The organism is Shewanella carassii, assembly GCF_002777975.1.
In the GTDB taxonomy this organism is placed as follows: domain Bacteria; phylum Pseudomonadota; class Gammaproteobacteria; order Enterobacterales; family Shewanellaceae; genus Shewanella; species Shewanella carassii.
In genome coordinates this window covers 1-14,520 of sequence record NZ_NGVS01000014.1, presented here as the reverse complement: position 1 = coordinate 14,520, position 14,520 = coordinate 1, and the positions used below count along the sequence as shown (strand labels likewise).

General features: G+C 53.1%; 12 protein-coding genes, 1 tRNA gene and 1 rRNA gene. 6 read left to right on the top strand and 8 right to left on the bottom strand.

All coding sequences use genetic code 11. The features are described 5' to 3' along the window. Window positions 1-136: 136 nt before the first annotated feature. The gene (locus CBE72_RS08655) at window positions 137-1,633 is read left to right on the top strand and encodes an efflux RND transporter periplasmic adaptor subunit (RefSeq protein ID WP_229671988.1); all 1,497 of its coding nucleotides are present in this window, start codon (window positions 137-139) and stop codon (window positions 1,631-1,633) included. Between the two features lie 8 nt (window positions 1,634-1,641). Further along, window positions 1,642-4,785, top strand: a complete 3,144-nt coding sequence (locus CBE72_RS08650) for an efflux RND transporter permease subunit (RefSeq protein WP_100143191.1) — start codon at window positions 1,642-1,644, stop codon at window positions 4,783-4,785. 61 nt (window positions 4,786-4,846) lie between these two features. On the opposite strand, the gene CBE72_RS08645 is transcribed toward CBE72_RS08650, so the two are convergent. The 4 genes from CBE72_RS08645 to CBE72_RS08630 form a co-directional block, all read right to left on the bottom strand. Beyond that, window positions 4,847-6,037 (bottom strand): BaiN/RdsA family NAD(P)/FAD-dependent oxidoreductase, encoded by a 1,191-nt coding sequence (locus tag CBE72_RS08645; RefSeq protein WP_100143455.1) that lies wholly within the window; start codon window positions 6,035-6,037, stop codon window positions 4,847-4,849. A 77-nt stretch (window positions 6,038-6,114) separates the two neighbouring features. Continuing rightward, window positions 6,115-7,131 (bottom strand): NAD(P)H-dependent glycerol-3-phosphate dehydrogenase, encoded by a 1,017-nt coding sequence (gpsA, locus tag CBE72_RS08640; protein ID WP_100143190.1) that lies wholly within the window; start codon window positions 7,129-7,131, stop codon window positions 6,115-6,117. 7 nt (window positions 7,132-7,138) lie between these two features. Then, window positions 7,139-7,624, bottom strand: a complete 486-nt coding sequence (gene secB, locus CBE72_RS08635; protein ID WP_025010842.1) for a protein-export chaperone SecB — start codon at window positions 7,622-7,624, stop codon at window positions 7,139-7,141. Window positions 7,625-7,829: 205 nt separating this feature from the next. After that, window positions 7,830-8,264, bottom strand: coding sequence for a rhodanese-like domain-containing protein (locus tag CBE72_RS08630; RefSeq protein WP_100143189.1), 435 nt, complete (start codon window positions 8,262-8,264; stop codon window positions 7,830-7,832). 228 nt (window positions 8,265-8,492) lie between these two features. Here CBE72_RS08630 and gpmM point away from each other — a divergent pair, with 228 nt between their 5' ends. From gpmM to CBE72_RS08610, 4 genes are read left to right on the top strand one after another with little or no spacing between them, the layout of a single operon-like run. Continuing rightward, on the top strand, window positions 8,493-10,034 hold the full coding sequence (gpmM, locus tag CBE72_RS08625; RefSeq protein ID WP_100143188.1) for a 2,3-bisphosphoglycerate-independent phosphoglycerate mutase: 1,542 nt from the start codon (window positions 8,493-8,495) through the stop codon (window positions 10,032-10,034). 10 nt (window positions 10,035-10,044) lie between these two features. Beyond that, window positions 10,045-11,181 (top strand): murein hydrolase activator EnvC family protein, encoded by a 1,137-nt coding sequence (locus CBE72_RS08620; protein WP_100143187.1) that lies wholly within the window; start codon window positions 10,045-10,047, stop codon window positions 11,179-11,181. 32 nt (window positions 11,182-11,213) lie between these two features. After that, complete coding sequence (locus tag CBE72_RS08615; protein ID WP_100143186.1) at window positions 11,214-12,419, top strand: S41 family peptidase; 1,206 nt, start codon at window positions 11,214-11,216, stop codon at window positions 12,417-12,419. 14 nt (window positions 12,420-12,433) lie between these two features. Continuing rightward, entirely contained in the window at window positions 12,434-13,183 is a 750-nt protein-coding gene (locus tag CBE72_RS08610; protein WP_100143185.1) for a divergent polysaccharide deacetylase family protein, read from the top strand. Here CBE72_RS08610 and CBE72_RS08605 read toward each other — a convergent pair whose 3' ends face one another. The 4 genes from CBE72_RS08605 to rrf all read right to left on the bottom strand — a co-directional run bounded on the left by CBE72_RS08605 (window position 13,184) and on the right by rrf (window position 14,372). Further along, complete coding sequence (locus tag CBE72_RS08605; protein WP_100143184.1) at window positions 13,184-13,636, bottom strand: Rrf2 family transcriptional regulator; 453 nt, start codon at window positions 13,634-13,636, stop codon at window positions 13,184-13,186. It lies immediately after the preceding gene. Window positions 13,637-13,645: 9 nt separating this feature from the next. Continuing rightward, entirely contained in the window at window positions 13,646-13,900 is a 255-nt protein-coding gene (locus CBE72_RS08600) for a YkgJ family cysteine cluster protein (RefSeq protein WP_100143183.1), read from the bottom strand. A gap of 242 nt (window positions 13,901-14,142) precedes the next feature. Further along, a tRNA-Asp gene (locus tag CBE72_RS08595) sits at window positions 14,143-14,219 on the bottom strand. Window positions 14,220-14,256: 37 nt separating this feature from the next. Continuing rightward, a 5S ribosomal RNA gene (gene rrf, locus CBE72_RS08590) occupies window positions 14,257-14,372 on the bottom strand. Window positions 14,373-14,520: the final 148 nt, after the last annotated feature.

The following is a 14,520-nucleotide window of genomic DNA, read 5'->3' as shown; positions in this document are numbered from 1 at the left end:
CTGCGCACTTAGTCTGGTGTTGGCTGTCGGCCCGCAATGGAGTATGCAGGCAATGGCCTTGGGCAATCAGCCCCAAGGACAGGAACAACACAAAAATCATCAACATGGGACGGCAACCCAGGAGTATTACTGCCCCATGCATCCGGAAGTCACCAGTCATGAGCCGGGACGTTGCCCCAAGTGCAACATGTTTTTGGTCAAAGATGAGGCTACTGAAGCCTTGGCAGAACCAACACAGGCCATGCAAAAAACCTATGTTTGCCCCATGCATCCGGAAGTGACCAGTCACGAGCCGGGACGTTGCCCCAAATGCAATATGTTCCTGGTCGAAGAGGAGGAAGAGGAGCCAGGTTCCCATGCCGGTCACGCCCAGACTATAGAAACCCAGGCTACAAAAACCCAGGTTACAGAAACCAAAGCCACGGAAAACCAGGCTAATGATCATAGCCAGCACGCCATGCAACAGACCAAGCCCGCGTTGGAGATTAAACCTGCACCTCTGGATCAGGACAGTAACATCAAATATGTTTGCCCCATGCATTCGCATATCATCAGCGATGTGCCCGGCACCTGCCCCATCTGCGGCATGAATCTGGAAAAAGTCGAGATGGGCGGTCACTCGGAAACCGTTGAAATAGATGTCTCAGGCCAGATGCAGCAAGCCTTGGCCCTCAAGGTAGCCAAGGTGGAAAGGGACACGCTGTGGAAGTTTGTCAAAACAGTCGGCCAGATAGACTATGACGAGAGCCAAATCAGTCATATCCATGCCAGGGTCAACGGCTGGATTGAAAAGCTTAAAGTAGAGTCTGTCGGTGACAAGGTCGAGAAAGGCCAGTTGCTGTACGAGATCTATTCACCAGACCTGGTCAATGCCCAGGACGACTATCTGTTGGCCCAGGAGACCCTGAAACGCTCAGGCAACAGTGCCAACTACCAAGAGCTATTGCGCAAGGCCGGGCTACGCCTCGAACTGCTGGGCATGAACCAAGAGCAGATCAAACAGCTGGCCAAGACAGGCAAGACCCAATACCGGGTTCCTTTCTACGCCCGCGAAAGCGGCGTAGTCAAACAACTCGCGGTACGTGACGGCATGTATATACAACCTCAGACCGAGGTCATGTCACTGGTTGACCTCTCCAAGGTCTGGGTCATCGCCGACGTGTTTGAAAACGAGCAGAGCTGGCTGGAAGTGGGCCAGACCGCCGAGGTCAATATCCCTGCCATGGGACTCAAGGGCATAGAAGGCAAGATTGACTATATCTATCCCGAGCTGGATCCCATCACCCGCAGTCTGAGGGTCAGAGTGGTACTCAACAATGATCAAGCGATGGAGCTCAGGCCCAAGACCTTGGCCAAGGTTTCCCTCTATGGTGGCCCGAAACGCGATACTTTGGTGATCCCCCAGGAAGCCTTGATCCAAACAGGCAAGGAAAACCGGGTCATAGTCAAACAGGATGATGCCAGTTTCAGCGCCAGAAAGGTCACTGTCGGCATGTTGAGTCAGGGTAAAGCAGAGATCCTCGAAGGCCTGCATGAAGGCGAAAACGTGGTGATTTCAGGGCAATTCCTGCTGGATTCAGAGGCCAGTCTCAAGGGTAGCCTGATGCGCCTGAGCTCAGGCCACCAGCACTAGGAGGCAACATGCTGAAAAAAATCATTGAAGCCTCTATCAAACAGAGGGTGATGGTGCTGATTGTCACCCTGATGGTGACGGTTTGGGGGATTCAGGCGCTGCGTACCACGCCGCTCGACGCCCTGCCGGATCTGTCCGATGTGCAGGTCATCATCAAAACCGCCTATCCGGGACAGGCACCCAAGCTGGTAGAGGAACAGGTGACCTATCCCCTGTCCACCGCCATGCTGGCCGTGCCCGGGGCCAAGACGGTGCGCGGCTATTCCATGTTCGGTGACTCCTATGTCTATGTGATCTTTGAAGATGGCACCGACATCTATTGGGCCCGCTCCCGGGTATTGGAGTACCTGAGCCAGATAAGCAGCCGTCTACCCGAAGGGGTGCAACCCTCACTGGGGCCCGATGCCTCCGGGGTCGGCTGGATCTATGAATATGCCCTGGTAGACCGCAGCGGTAATCTGGACCTTTCGCAACTCAAGAGTTTGCAGGACTGGTATTTGAAGCTGGAACTGCAGAGTGTTGCCGGGGTATCGGAAGTCGCCACAGTCGGTGGCATGGAACAGACCTATCAGATAGTGATGGAACCGGACAAGCTGGCGATTTACAAGCTGGACATCGCCTCGGTCAAGCAGGCGATTACCAAGGCCAACAACGAGGCCGGTGGCTCTGTAGTGGAGATGGCCGAAGCCGAGTACATGGTGCGCGCCAAAGGCTATCGTCAAACACTGGAGGACTTTCGTGAAATCCCACTGGGGATCACCAGCCCCTCAGGCACACCGCTGCTGCTGAAAGACGTTGCCACCGTACGTAAGGGCCCGGCATCTCGCCGTGGCATAGCCGAGCTCGATGGTGAGGGCGAAGTCGTCGGTGGCATCATAGTCATGCGCTATGGGGAAAATGCCCTGGCGACTATCGAGGCGGTGAAAACCAAGCTGGAAGAACTCAAGGCGGGTCTCCCCGAAGGCGTGGAGATAGTCCCCACCTACGACAGATCGCAACTGATTGAAAACTCAGTCGACAACCTGCTGCACAAGGTGCTGGAAGAGATGGTAGTGGTGAGCATTGTTTGCTTGCTGTTTCTGCTGCACGCCCGCTCAACCCTGGTGGCCGTTATTACCCTGCCACTGTCGATACTGATCGCCTTTATTGTGATGAACAAAATGGGGGTTAACGCCAATATCATGAGCCTTGGCGGTATCGCCATCGCCATCGGGGCCGTGGTAGATGGCGCCATTGTGATGATCGAGAATATGCACAAGCACCTCGAGCATTTCAAACAGGACCATCAGCGTCAACCCGACGCCAAAGAGCACTGGAAAATTGTCGCCGAGGCCTCCATTGAGGTGGGCCCGGCACTCTTCTTCTCCTTGCTGATCATTACTCTGAGCTTTGTGCCGGTATTTGCCCTCGAAGCCCAGGAAGGCAGGCTGTTCAGCCCTCTGGCTTATACCAAAACCTTTGCCATGGCGGCCGCGGCTGTGTTGTCGATCACCTTGGTGCCTATCCTGATGGGCTTCTTTATCCGTGGCAAGATCCCCTCGGAAAGCAGCAACCCATTGAGCCGGGTATTGATAGCCATCTACAAACCTATGCTCAATGCCGTGCTGCGCTTCCCCAAGTTGACCCTGCTGGCGGCTCTGGTGGCGCTGGCCAGTGCCTGGTATCCAGTGAGCCATATGGGCAGCGAGTTTATGCCAGAGCTAGAGGAAGGGGATCTTCTGTACATGCCAACAGCTTTGCCTGGCATCAGCGCCAGCAAGGCCGCCGAAGTGCTGCAGCAAACCGACCGGCTGATCAAAACCGTTCCGGAAGTGGCGCGGGTGTTTGGTAAGGTTGGTCGCGCCGAAACCGCCACGGATCCTGCGCCATTGACCATGCTGGAAACCACCATAATGCTCAAACCCAAAGAGCAGTGGCGCGAAGGCATGGATCTCGACGGCATTATTGCTCAGCTGCAAAGTACGGTAAAAGTGCCCGGTCTCACCAACGCCTGGGTGCAACCGATCAAGACCCGTATCGACATGCTGTCTACCGGTATAAAGACTCCGGTGGGAATTAAGATCACCGGCGCCGATGTCAATCAACTGCAGGAGATAGGGGCCCAGATAGAAGCGATTCTATCGGCGCAGCCTCATACCAAGTCGGCCTATGCCGAGCGGGTGGGTGGCGGCCGCTACATAGACATCACACCGAAACTCGAGGTGACCTCCAGATATGGCATGACCCTGAGCGATATTCAGGACGTAGTACGTTACGCAATAGGCGGCATGAATATCGGTGAGTCGGTTCAAGGTGCCGAGCGCTATCCCATCAACCTGCGCTATCCAAGAGAGTTGCGTGACAATATCGAAAAGCTCAGAGAGCTGCCGGTGATCACCAAGAGTGGCCACTATCTGCCGCTGCGCAATCTGGCCGACATCGAAATCACTGATGGCGCGCCTATGCTCAAGAGCGAGAATGGTCGTTTGATCTCCTGGGTATTTGTCGATATCGGCGGCACGTCCATCGGTGAGTATATCGAAGCGGTCAAGCCGGTATTGGAGCAGGAGCTGGATCTGCCGGCCAGGTACAGCTATAGCTTTGCCGGTCAATATGAATATATGCAGCGGGTCGATGCCAAACTGCAGCAAGTGATCCCCATGGCACTGGCGGTGATCTTCATTCTGCTGATGATGACCTTTGGCTCATCCATGCAGGCCAGCATCATAATGCTGTCGCTGCCGTTCGCCTTGGTGGGCAGTACCTGGTTGTTGTATCTGCTGGACTACAACATGTCGGTCGCTGTCGCGGTGGGCATGATAGCCCTCGCCGGGGTCGCCGCCGAGTTTGGTGTGGTCATGCTGGTGTATCTCAACAATGCCATCAAGCACAAGCAGGACAGAGGCGAATACCACAGAGTGGAGGACCTCAAGGACGCTCTGATTGAAGGTGCAGTGATGCGGATCCGCCCCAAGGCGATGACAGTGGCGACCATCTTCTTCGGTCTGCTCCCGATTATGTGGGGCGCAGGTTCGGGCAACGACGTGATGCAGAAGATTGCCGCGCCCATGGTCGGTGGTATGGTTACCGCCCCGGTGCTGTCGCTCTTTGTGCTGCCGGCGCTCTATCTGCTGATCTACCGTCGTCACTTGAGCAAGCCTAAGGCTGAATAAGCAAACTGATGCTCGCAAAAACGGCTGCCAATGCAGCCGTTTTTTATTGGATTGATCTCAGTTACACCACTTCACCGGCGGCGTAGCCGGAACTCCAGGCCCACTGGAAGTTATAGCCGCCGAGCCAGCCACTGACATCCACCACTTCACCGATAAAATAGAGCCCGGGATGACGCTTGGCCTCCATGGTCTTGGAGGATAACTCATCGGTATCCACTCCGCCCAGAGTCACCTCGGCGGTACGATAACCCTCGGTGCCGCCGGGTTGGATCTGCCAGCAGTGGAAATAACTGTCCAGCGCAGCTATATCGGCCTTGGACAGTTGGTTAAGGTTCTTGTTGGGTAATTCACCCAGCTCCAGCAGCCTCTCAACCAAGCGCTTAGGTAACAACCGAGATAATCCATTTTTAAGCGACAATTTTGGTGATTCAGCAGTAATTGTTTTGCACCAGTCGACAAAATCCAGGTCCGGCAGTAAATCAAACAGCACACTCTGGCCTGGCTGCCAGTAGGAGGAGATCTGTAGCACAGCTGGCCCGGACAAACCTCTGTGGGTAAATAACATGGCTTCTCTAAACTGCCTGCCGCACTCGGCTTTGGCGATAACCGGCAAGCTGATGCCGGACAGGCCTTCAAACCTGGCCTTGTCTTCAGGCTGTAAGGTAAAGGGAACCAGCCCGGCAGTGGTCGGCAGCACCTTGATGGCAAACTGCTCGGCGATACGGAATCCAAACGGCGTAGCCCCGAGCTTCGGCATGGACAGGCCCCCTGTGGCTATCACTAGTGACTCACAGCGATATTCCCCTTCACTGGTTTGCAGGCAGTAACCGCCATCTGTGGCTGCCACAGACAGAATTTCGGTACGCAGCTGAATCTTAACCCCGGCCCAATCGCACTCTGTGGTCAGCATATCGACGATATCTTTGGCCGAGTCATCACAAAACAGCTGTCCCAGGGTCTTCTCGTGATAATCGATGCCGTGCCGCTCGACCATGGCGATAAAGTCCCACTGGCTGAAACGAGCCAGCGCCGACTTAACGAAGTGTGGGTTACTGCAGAGATAGGCGCCCGGTTCAATGTTCTGATTGGTGAAGTTGCAGCGACCGCCGCCACTGATCAGAATTTTGCGCCCCAGTTGTTTAGCGTTATCCAGCAAGAGGACATCCCGGCCCCGATACCCGGCAGTGAGGGCACACATTAACCCTGCGGCGCCAGCGCCGATAATGATCACCTGATGCTGTTTAACTGACATAACGCTCACTCTCAGGCCCAACAAGGGCAATAAAAAAGGACGCTATTCTAGCATCCTTTTCCGGGATTGGAGATGGCTCAGTCTGCTGAGGTTTCCGACTTCTTCTCTCTGGCCAGTAGTTCTTTGGCCGCATCAATAGGCGATTTGCCCTGATACAACACCTGATAGATCTGCTCGGTGATCGGCATCTCGACTCCCAAGCGCTTGGCCAGGGTGTAGACCTCTTTGGTGTTGCGGTAACCTTCAACCACCTGACCGATTTCGGCCTGGGCAGTATTGACATCACAACCCTTACCCAATGCCAAACCAAAGCGACGGTTGCGCGATTGGTTATCGGTACAGGTCAACACCAAGTCCCCAAGACCCGCCATTCCCATAAAGGTAGAAGCATGAGCGCCCAAGGCCTCCCCCAGACGGCTCAACTCCACCAAACCACGGGTGATCAGGGCAGTACGGGCATTGGCACCAAAGCCAATACCATCGGACATACCGGCACCTATGGCGATGACATTCTTGACCGCGCCACCGAGTTGCAGGCCGATAAAATCGTCATTGGCATACACTCTCAGACGTTTGGGGCTGTGCAACAATTCCACCAGATCTTCGGTAAACTCGGCATCGGTACCGGCCACTGAGATGGCGGTTGGTAACCCTGCCGCCAGCTCTTTGGCAAAAGTCGGTCCGGACAATACCGCCAGCGGATATTTCTCCCCCAGCACATCGCGGGCAACATCCTGCAACAGGCGGCCACTTTCCGGCTCCAGCCCCTTGGTAGCCCAAATGATGCGGGCATCATCACGCAGCAGAGGCTTGGCCTGAGCCAGCACTTCGGCGAAGACATGACTTGGCACCACCACCAGAATATTTCGCGACGCCGCCAATGCTTTGGCCAGATCGGCCTCCATCACCAGGGAGTCGGGAAAGGCTATTCCGGGAAGAAAGGCTTGGTTACTGCGCTCGGCAGCGAGTTTAGCCACATGCTCGGGTTCATGCCCCCACAACAGGGTACTGTGTCCATTGCTGGCCAAAGAAATGGCAAGGGCGGTGCCATAAGAGCCCGCCCCCAATACCGTTATTTCGGCAGTGTCTTTCATCGGCTGATTACGCGTTTGCTTCTTCGGCCGGAGCTTGCTCGGCGGCGGCTTGACGCTGCTGCACATACTGAGCGAACAGGGCGTCGAAGTTCACAGGTGCCAGGTTCAGCTGTGGGAAAGTACCACGGGATACTAGGCTGGCCACAGTTTCACGGGCATAAGGGAACAGGATGTTAGGGCAGTAAGCGCCCAGAGAATGAGCCAGTTGAGGATCGCTCAGACCAGAGATAGAGAAGATACCGGCTTGTTGTACTTCACACAGGAAAGCTGTTTCTTCACCATTTTTGGCGGTCACAGTCAGTGACAGTACTACTTCAAAAACGTCGTCGGCCAACTTGGCGCTACGGGTATCCAGATCCAGCTTAACTTCAGGATTCCACTCTTTCTGGAATACCGCTGGGCTGTTAGGAGTTTCGAAAGAAACGTCCTTGATATACACACGTTGAATGTTGAACTGTGGGGCTTGTTGTTCGTTGTTTGCTACTTCAGCCATAATTCCTACCTATCCATTTAGTCTCGGCTTGCAATGAGCCGGTGTTTAGGGTGTATGTTACTCGGGTCGATTGTGACTCCCAGTCATCATCCCTGCTATTCATCTGTTCAGCGCCGGAACAGAACTCAGGATGCCGGTTGCCACTTCAGTATGGCCACTCTACTAACAGAGCGGCGCCAAATGCAATGACAACCGCCGACACTCATTATCTTTTGCTTTTGGATACAGGCATATTTGCTGCCTGCCAATCACCCATACCACCTTTGAGGTTAAAGACTTTTTCAAAGCCTTGCTTAACCAAAATCTGAGCCGCTTGAGATGAGGTCATGCCAGCGTTGCATACCAGTATAATGGGTGTGGTTTTGTACTTTTCAAGGTTGGACGCCTGATTATTTTTGATATCGGCCATGGGTACATTCTGAGCATTGAGAATGTGTCCCTTACGAAAATCGTCTTTGGCTCGCACATCTATCACCTTGGCGTCTTCCTTATTCATCAGGAAAATCGCCTGCTGATGATCGACGCTTTTAACCTTGGAAAAACCGGATTTGAACAGGGTGACAATCACGGCGATAAACAAACCCACCCAGGCCAGGCTTAGCATGGGGTGGGCTTTAAAAAACTCTACATATTCCTGCATTTTTAACTGCCTGTTATCTATTGGGCCATTTCGGACAAGCGCAGAGTATACCCAGAGGCCAGGCAGATTGCAGCTGTTTCGCTGCAGTTTTGCCCCTTGAATCGGCGTTAAACCGCGGTCCGCCCTATTGTCACAATCGGGGTAAATGGCTTTTGCCCTCAGGGCAGACGTAGTAATATTTAACCAATTTCAGATTTGACCAATTCTTTCAACTTTACAGGTATCAACATGAACACAAGCAAACGTCCTTTGGCACTGCTGATTCTGGACGGCTGGGGTTATCGTGAAGGGACGCATATGAATGCCGTCCATCATGCCAATACTCCAGTTCTCGACAGACTCAACGCCGAATACGCCCACAGTTTGATTTCCGGCTCAGGTAAAGATGTTGGTTTGCCTGACGGGCAGATGGGCAACTCTGAAGTGGGCCATATCAATATTGGTTCCGGCCGCATCGTTTATCAGGAACTGACCCGCATCAGCAAGGCCATTGAAGATGGCGAATTTGAGCAAACCCAAGCACTGATCGAGGCGGTCGACGCCGCCATCAAGGCAGACGGCGCAGTGCACATCATGGGACTGCTGTCACCCGGCGGTGTTCACAGCCATGAAGATCATCTTGAAGCCATGTGCCGCATGGCCGTCAAACGTGGTGCCAAGCAGGTTTACCTGCACGCCTTTCTCGATGGGCGTGATACCCCGCCACGCAGCGCCAAAGCCAGCCTGGAACGCTTCGACAAGCTGTTTGCCGAATTAGGCCGAGGTCGCATAGCCTCCATCGTTGGCCGCTACTACGCCATGGACAGGGACAACCGTTGGGACCGAGTCTCCCAAGCCTACGATCTAATCACTCAAGGTCAGGGTAAATACAATGCCGACTCTGCCGTGGCCGCATTGGAAGCTGCCTACGGCCGCGATGAAAACGATGAGTTTGTTGCCGCAACTGCGATTCTGGATCAAGGTAAGGCCACAACACTGCACGATGGCGATGCGCTGATTTTCATGAACTTCCGTGCCGACCGCGCCAGACAGATCACCCGCGCCTTCGTCAATCCTGACTTCGATGGTTTTGAACGCGCAGTAACGCCCAAGGTCAACTTTGTCATGCTCACAGAGTATGCCGCCGATATCAAGGCTCCGGTAGCCTTCCCATCAGAAGACCTGGTCAACACCCTGGGCGAGGTACTGCAGAATCGCGGTCTGACCCAGCTGCGTATTTCTGAAACCGAGAAATACGCCCACGTAACCTTCTTCTTCAACGGCGGCAAAGAGCAGCCATTCGAGGGTGAAGACCGTATTCTGATCAACTCGCCCAAAGTCGCCACCTACGACTTGCAACCCGAGATGAGCTCGACAGAACTGACAGATAAGTTGGTTGAAGCTATTGAATCAACTAAATATGATGTCATTATCTGTAACTATCCCAACGGTGACATGGTTGGCCATACCGGCAAGTTTGATGCCGCGGTTAAGGCTTGTGAAGCCGTGGATGCCTGTATAGGCCGAGTCGTAGACGCACTGGCCAAGGTAGATGGTGAGTGCATTATCACTGCCGACCATGGCAACGCCGAGCAGATGGTGGATGAAATCACAGGTCAGGCTCATACTGCCCACACCAGTGAGCTGGTGCCCTTTATCTATGTCGGTCGCGAGGCCACAATTGATGAAGGTGGCCGCCTGAGTGATATCGCACCAACCATGCTGACACTGATGGGACAGAGCATTCCTGACGAAATGACAGGGCGTCCGTTAATCCATACAAAAGAGTAACACTGACCCGGTGCAGAAGCGTATTTTAGCCAAAGCCAGCATACTTGCTGGCTTTCTCGTGTTTTCCTCTCAGCTGCAGGCATCCGATCTGGAGCGGCGTCAGTCCGAGTTAAAGGCACTGCAATCTCAGATCACCGCCCAGCAAAATGCCCTGAGAGACACAGGCAAGCAGCGGGAAAAGCTGCTGCAACTGCTGAAAAAAGACGAGCAGGCTATCGCCGATGCCGCCCGCAAGGTCAACCAAACTGAAAATGCCCTCCGCAACGCCGAAAAGCGTCTCTCCGAGCTAAAGCAAAGAGCTGCACAGCTGGACAAGCTGAAAGAAAGCCAACAGCAAACCCTGGCCAAGCAGCTGACCAGTGCTTATCTCGCCGGGAATCATGACTACAGCAAGATGCTGCTTAATCAGCAAGATCCAGCCACCATAGAGCGAATGCTGGCTTACTATGACTACCTCAACAAGGCCAGAATGCAGGCCATAGAACAACTGAAACAGACCCGCCAGGAATTGTCGGCAGTGCAGCAGAGCGAGCAACAGGAACGCAATCGACTCAACCAGCTGGTATTGGATCAGAAGGCTCAATCCAAGCGCCTCAATCAAGAACAGGATCAGCGACAGCAAACGCTGAAGGAACTGCAACGCACCATCAGCAGTAAGGCCTCGGAGCTGGAGCAACTGCAGATAGAAGAAGCCTCACTGAAGCGGGTTGTCGAGCAAGCCCTGACTGCCATGCGCGATAGCCCCAGCATGGAAGGATTGGCCAAGTCCCGTGGCGCCCTCAACTGGCCCACCAAGGGCAGGATCAAAAACAGCTTTGGTAGTCAGCGTTCCGGCAGTGTGCGCTGGAAAGGCGTCATGCTGTCCGCTCCGGAGGGCCAGTCTGTCAGTGCTGTAGCCGCAGGTAAGGTGATCTATGCAGATTGGTTGCGCGGCTTTGGTATGGTGCTGGTCGTCGATCACGGCAAAGGTTATATGAGCCTCTATGGCCACGCCCAAGCATTGCTGAAAGACGCAGGCGATTCAGTCAAGGCCGGCGAAGCCGTGGCACTGGTAGGACGTTCAGGAGGACAAACTGAGCCTGGCCTATACTTTGAAATAAGGCATAAGGGGCAAGCTGTCGATCCGGCAAATTACTGTCGGCGCTAATCATCAGCCCCCGCCACTTCAAAGGGGGCTACATGGGCAACTCTATTCGCAACCTGCTGTATATCGGTCTTGGTATCATCATGGGAGTCTCTCTCAGCCTGGCCAGCCACGAAAACTTTCCAAAGCCCAGTCACACCCACGAGCTTTCATTATTGCTGGATGTGATGGATACAGTGGAAACCTACTACGTCAGGGATATCAGCCGCAAAGAGCTTGTCGATGCCGCCATTGAAGGCATATTCCAACATCTCGACCCTTATTCCAGCTTTCTGAAACCGGAGCAGATGAACAGCCTCAGAGACAGCAACCGTGGGGAATACTTCGGCTACGGCTTTGAAGTGTCCACTGAAGGGGAAAAGCTCAGAATTATCGCGCCTTTTCCCGGTTCTCCGGCCGAACAAGCCGGGATCATGGCCGGCGATATTGTTACCGCAGTCAACGGTCAGCTCATTTCCAAACAGTCTCTGGAACAAGTACTGAGCCAAATAAAGCAATTCAGCAGCAGCAACCGTGAGTTATCGCTGCAACTGCATCATGCTCACTCGGATGTCAGCTTTGAAGTCAGCCTCAAACCGGCCACTATCAGCATCCACTCTGTGCTTGGAAAGATGCTCAGCAACGACATTGGTTATATTCGTTTGGCAAGTTTTCAAGAAGATTCTACCCGCGACATGGTCCGCCTGTTGAGCGAGTGGCAACAGCAGCCACTAAATGGTTTGATTTTGGATTTACGTAACAATCCCGGCGGTTTACTGGATCAGGCGATTCGAATTGCCGATCTGTTTCTCCATGAGGGCCGCATAGTCGCTACCGAAGGACGCTTCTTCGATGCCAACTCAGATTATTATGCATCTCCGCAAACCATGCTAGCCGGCGTGCCCATATTAGTGCTGATCAATCGCGGTTCAGCCTCGGCTTCCGAAGTGCTGGCGGCGGCGTTGCAGGAGAACAACCGTGCCAAGGTGATAGGTGAAACCAGCTTCGGTAAAGGCACTGTACAAAGCCTGATCCCAACACTTGTCGATGGTAATGCCATCAAGCTGACCATTGCCCGCTATACCACCCCAAAAGGCCAGGATATCAACGCCAAAGGGGTAGAACCCGATATAAAAATCGCACCCAATACTGTTTCCAATAACAAAACTGTGCCTATAATCGACCTCATATCTCCCCATGCAGATACCGCCAGCGATAGAGCCATCAACTCGGCGGTGGCATGGATACAATCAAATAAATAAAATTAATATAAAACGTGCGCTATTGTTTCTACTTACTACTGCTGGTCGTAAGTTGCTCTCCCGCGTGGGGAGCCAGACTGGCAATCGTCATCGATGATATTGGCTACCGCCATACAGATGAGGCCGCCCTGTCCTTGCCTTCAGCCGTGACCTTGTCTGTATTGCCACATACCCCACTCGGGCAACAACTGGCTCGCCAGGCTCACAGCAAGGGCCATGAAATTATGGTGCACCTCCCTATGCAGGCGCTTAACGGCAAGACCATGGGGCCTGGTGGACTCAACAACCAGATGTCAGAAACCGAGTTTAAAGCAACTCTCAAACAAGCCTTGCAGAGCGTGCCTTTCGCTAGGGGAAGTAACAACCATATGGGGAGTTTGTTGACTCAACTCGAGCAACCTATGGGCTGGTTAATGGAAGTATTGCAACAGGAAGAGCACTTCTTTATCGACAGTGTTACTACCCGATACACTAAAGCTGGCGAGAAGGCCGATGCCTTGGGTGTTCCGCTGCTGAGACGTCAGGTATTCTTGGATAATCAGCTAACCGAGCAGGCTTTCGAAAGACAGTTGGACTTGGCAATAGCCAAGGCCCAAAGTGAAGGCGAAGCCTTGATGATAGCCCACCCTTACCCAGAGAGTATGCAATTCCTCAAGAAGAGGTTGCCAGAGCTGGCAAAGATAGGGGTCACTCTAGTGCCAGCCTCCAGCTTATTACCAATCACATTGGCTCAAAAGCAGAATACGGCTGGCAAAAAACTTTAATCAGATTTGCAGTACAGGGATATCCAGATCCGGCAGCAAGGCTCGCAACTCTTGTTGGTTACTGACAATGTCTGCCAGCGTATAACGGTCGAGCACAGCCAGATAGGCATTCACGGCTTGAGCCAGAACACCCTTCAGCTGACAAGCTGGGGTCAGTCGACAATAGGGCTTGCTGCAATCAATAGGCGCCAGAGAGTTTTCCAGAGCCCGCACTAGTTCACCGACATTGATCTGCTCAGGAGCCATCCCCAAACGAAAACCACCACTCTTGCCGCGTATCGTTTGTAAATACCCCAGTTTACCCAAGTGATGCACTATCTTGGAGACATGATTAGGTGAAAGATCAAAAACTTCAGTGATCTCTGCGATTCGAAACAGAGTCTCACGCTCCGGTTGAATAGCCAGATACATCAGAGTTCTTATTCCAAAATCCGTATACCGCGTTAACTGCATCTTTCACCTTCAGGAAGAGGTTTCCACCTCTAAAGAGCCTATCAGCCAGAGCGCCTCTTCGTTGTTGTTACCACATACATCAACTGACGCCGAAAATTCACTACACACATCGGGACGTTCAGAGGAACCAAAGAGGCGGCATAGATTGTTGTCATCCAGCTGCACACAGCGAACCCCAGCGGGTTTACCCTGTGGCATTCTAGGTATAGCACTACTGATGGAGGGAGCTATACAACAGGCACCGCAACCGATACGACAATCCACAATCACCACCTGTAATAGAATATGGCCATTATAACGACAAAAATGTTTCGGGTAAGTGTTCAAGTCACAGACTCGAGCGAATCCCAGTCAAAGCGAATATAGTCTCATATTGCTTGTCTGTTCGCTTTAGTCAATATCAAGACCCGAAACAACCCAAACAACGGCAGCAACTCAATACAAATCATGGAGGAAGAGCTAAAACGAAAAAAGCCTCATCTTTCGATGAGGCTTTCTCTTTAAGTTGGCGGAGCGGACGGGACTCGAACCCGCGACCCCCGGCGTGACAGGCCGGTATTCTAACCAACTGAACTACCGCTCCTTTAGTATCACGCCTTGGCGCACTACTAAAATTGGGCGTCTGGCGATGACCTACTCTCACATGGGGAGACCCCACACTACCATCGGCGCAATTGCGTTTCACTTCTGAGTTCGGGATGGGATCAGGTGGGACCACAATGCTATTGTCACCAGACAAATTGGGTAATCTGGAAAGCTGTGCTCTTTTCAGAGCCTGAGTTCAAACTTCAATCAAGTATCTAACTTCTTCAAGTCCGTAAAACCCATCTGGGTTGTATGGTTAAGCCTCTCGAGTCATTAGTACAGGTTAGCTCAACGCCTCG

Bases quoted from the DNA above. Each gene is read 5' to 3' on its own strand.
- CBE72_RS08655 (WP_229671988.1), top strand. From the start codon at position 137: ATGCATCCGGAAGTCACCAGTCATGAGCCGGGACGTTGCCCCAAGTGC.
- CBE72_RS08650 (WP_100143191.1), top strand. From the start codon at position 1,642: ATGCTGAAAAAAATCATTGAAGCCTCTATCAAACAGAGGGTGATGGTG.
- CBE72_RS08645 (WP_100143455.1), bottom strand. From the start codon at position 6,037: ATGTCAGTTAAACAGCATCAGGTGATCATTATCGGCGCTGGCGCCGCA.
- gpsA (WP_100143190.1), bottom strand. From the start codon at position 7,131: ATGAAAGACACTGCCGAAATAACGGTATTGGGGGCGGGCTCTTATGGC.
- secB (WP_025010842.1), bottom strand. From the start codon at position 7,624: ATGGCTGAAGTAGCAAACAACGAACAACAAGCCCCACAGTTCAACATT.
- CBE72_RS08630 (WP_100143189.1), bottom strand. From the start codon at position 8,264: ATGCAGGAATATGTAGAGTTTTTTAAAGCCCACCCCATGCTAAGCCTG.
- gpmM (WP_100143188.1), top strand. From the start codon at position 8,493: ATGAACACAAGCAAACGTCCTTTGGCACTGCTGATTCTGGACGGCTGG.
- CBE72_RS08615 (WP_100143186.1), top strand. From the start codon at position 11,214: ATGGGCAACTCTATTCGCAACCTGCTGTATATCGGTCTTGGTATCATC.
- CBE72_RS08605 (WP_100143184.1), bottom strand. From the start codon at position 13,636: ATGCAGTTAACGCGGTATACGGATTTTGGAATAAGAACTCTGATGTAT.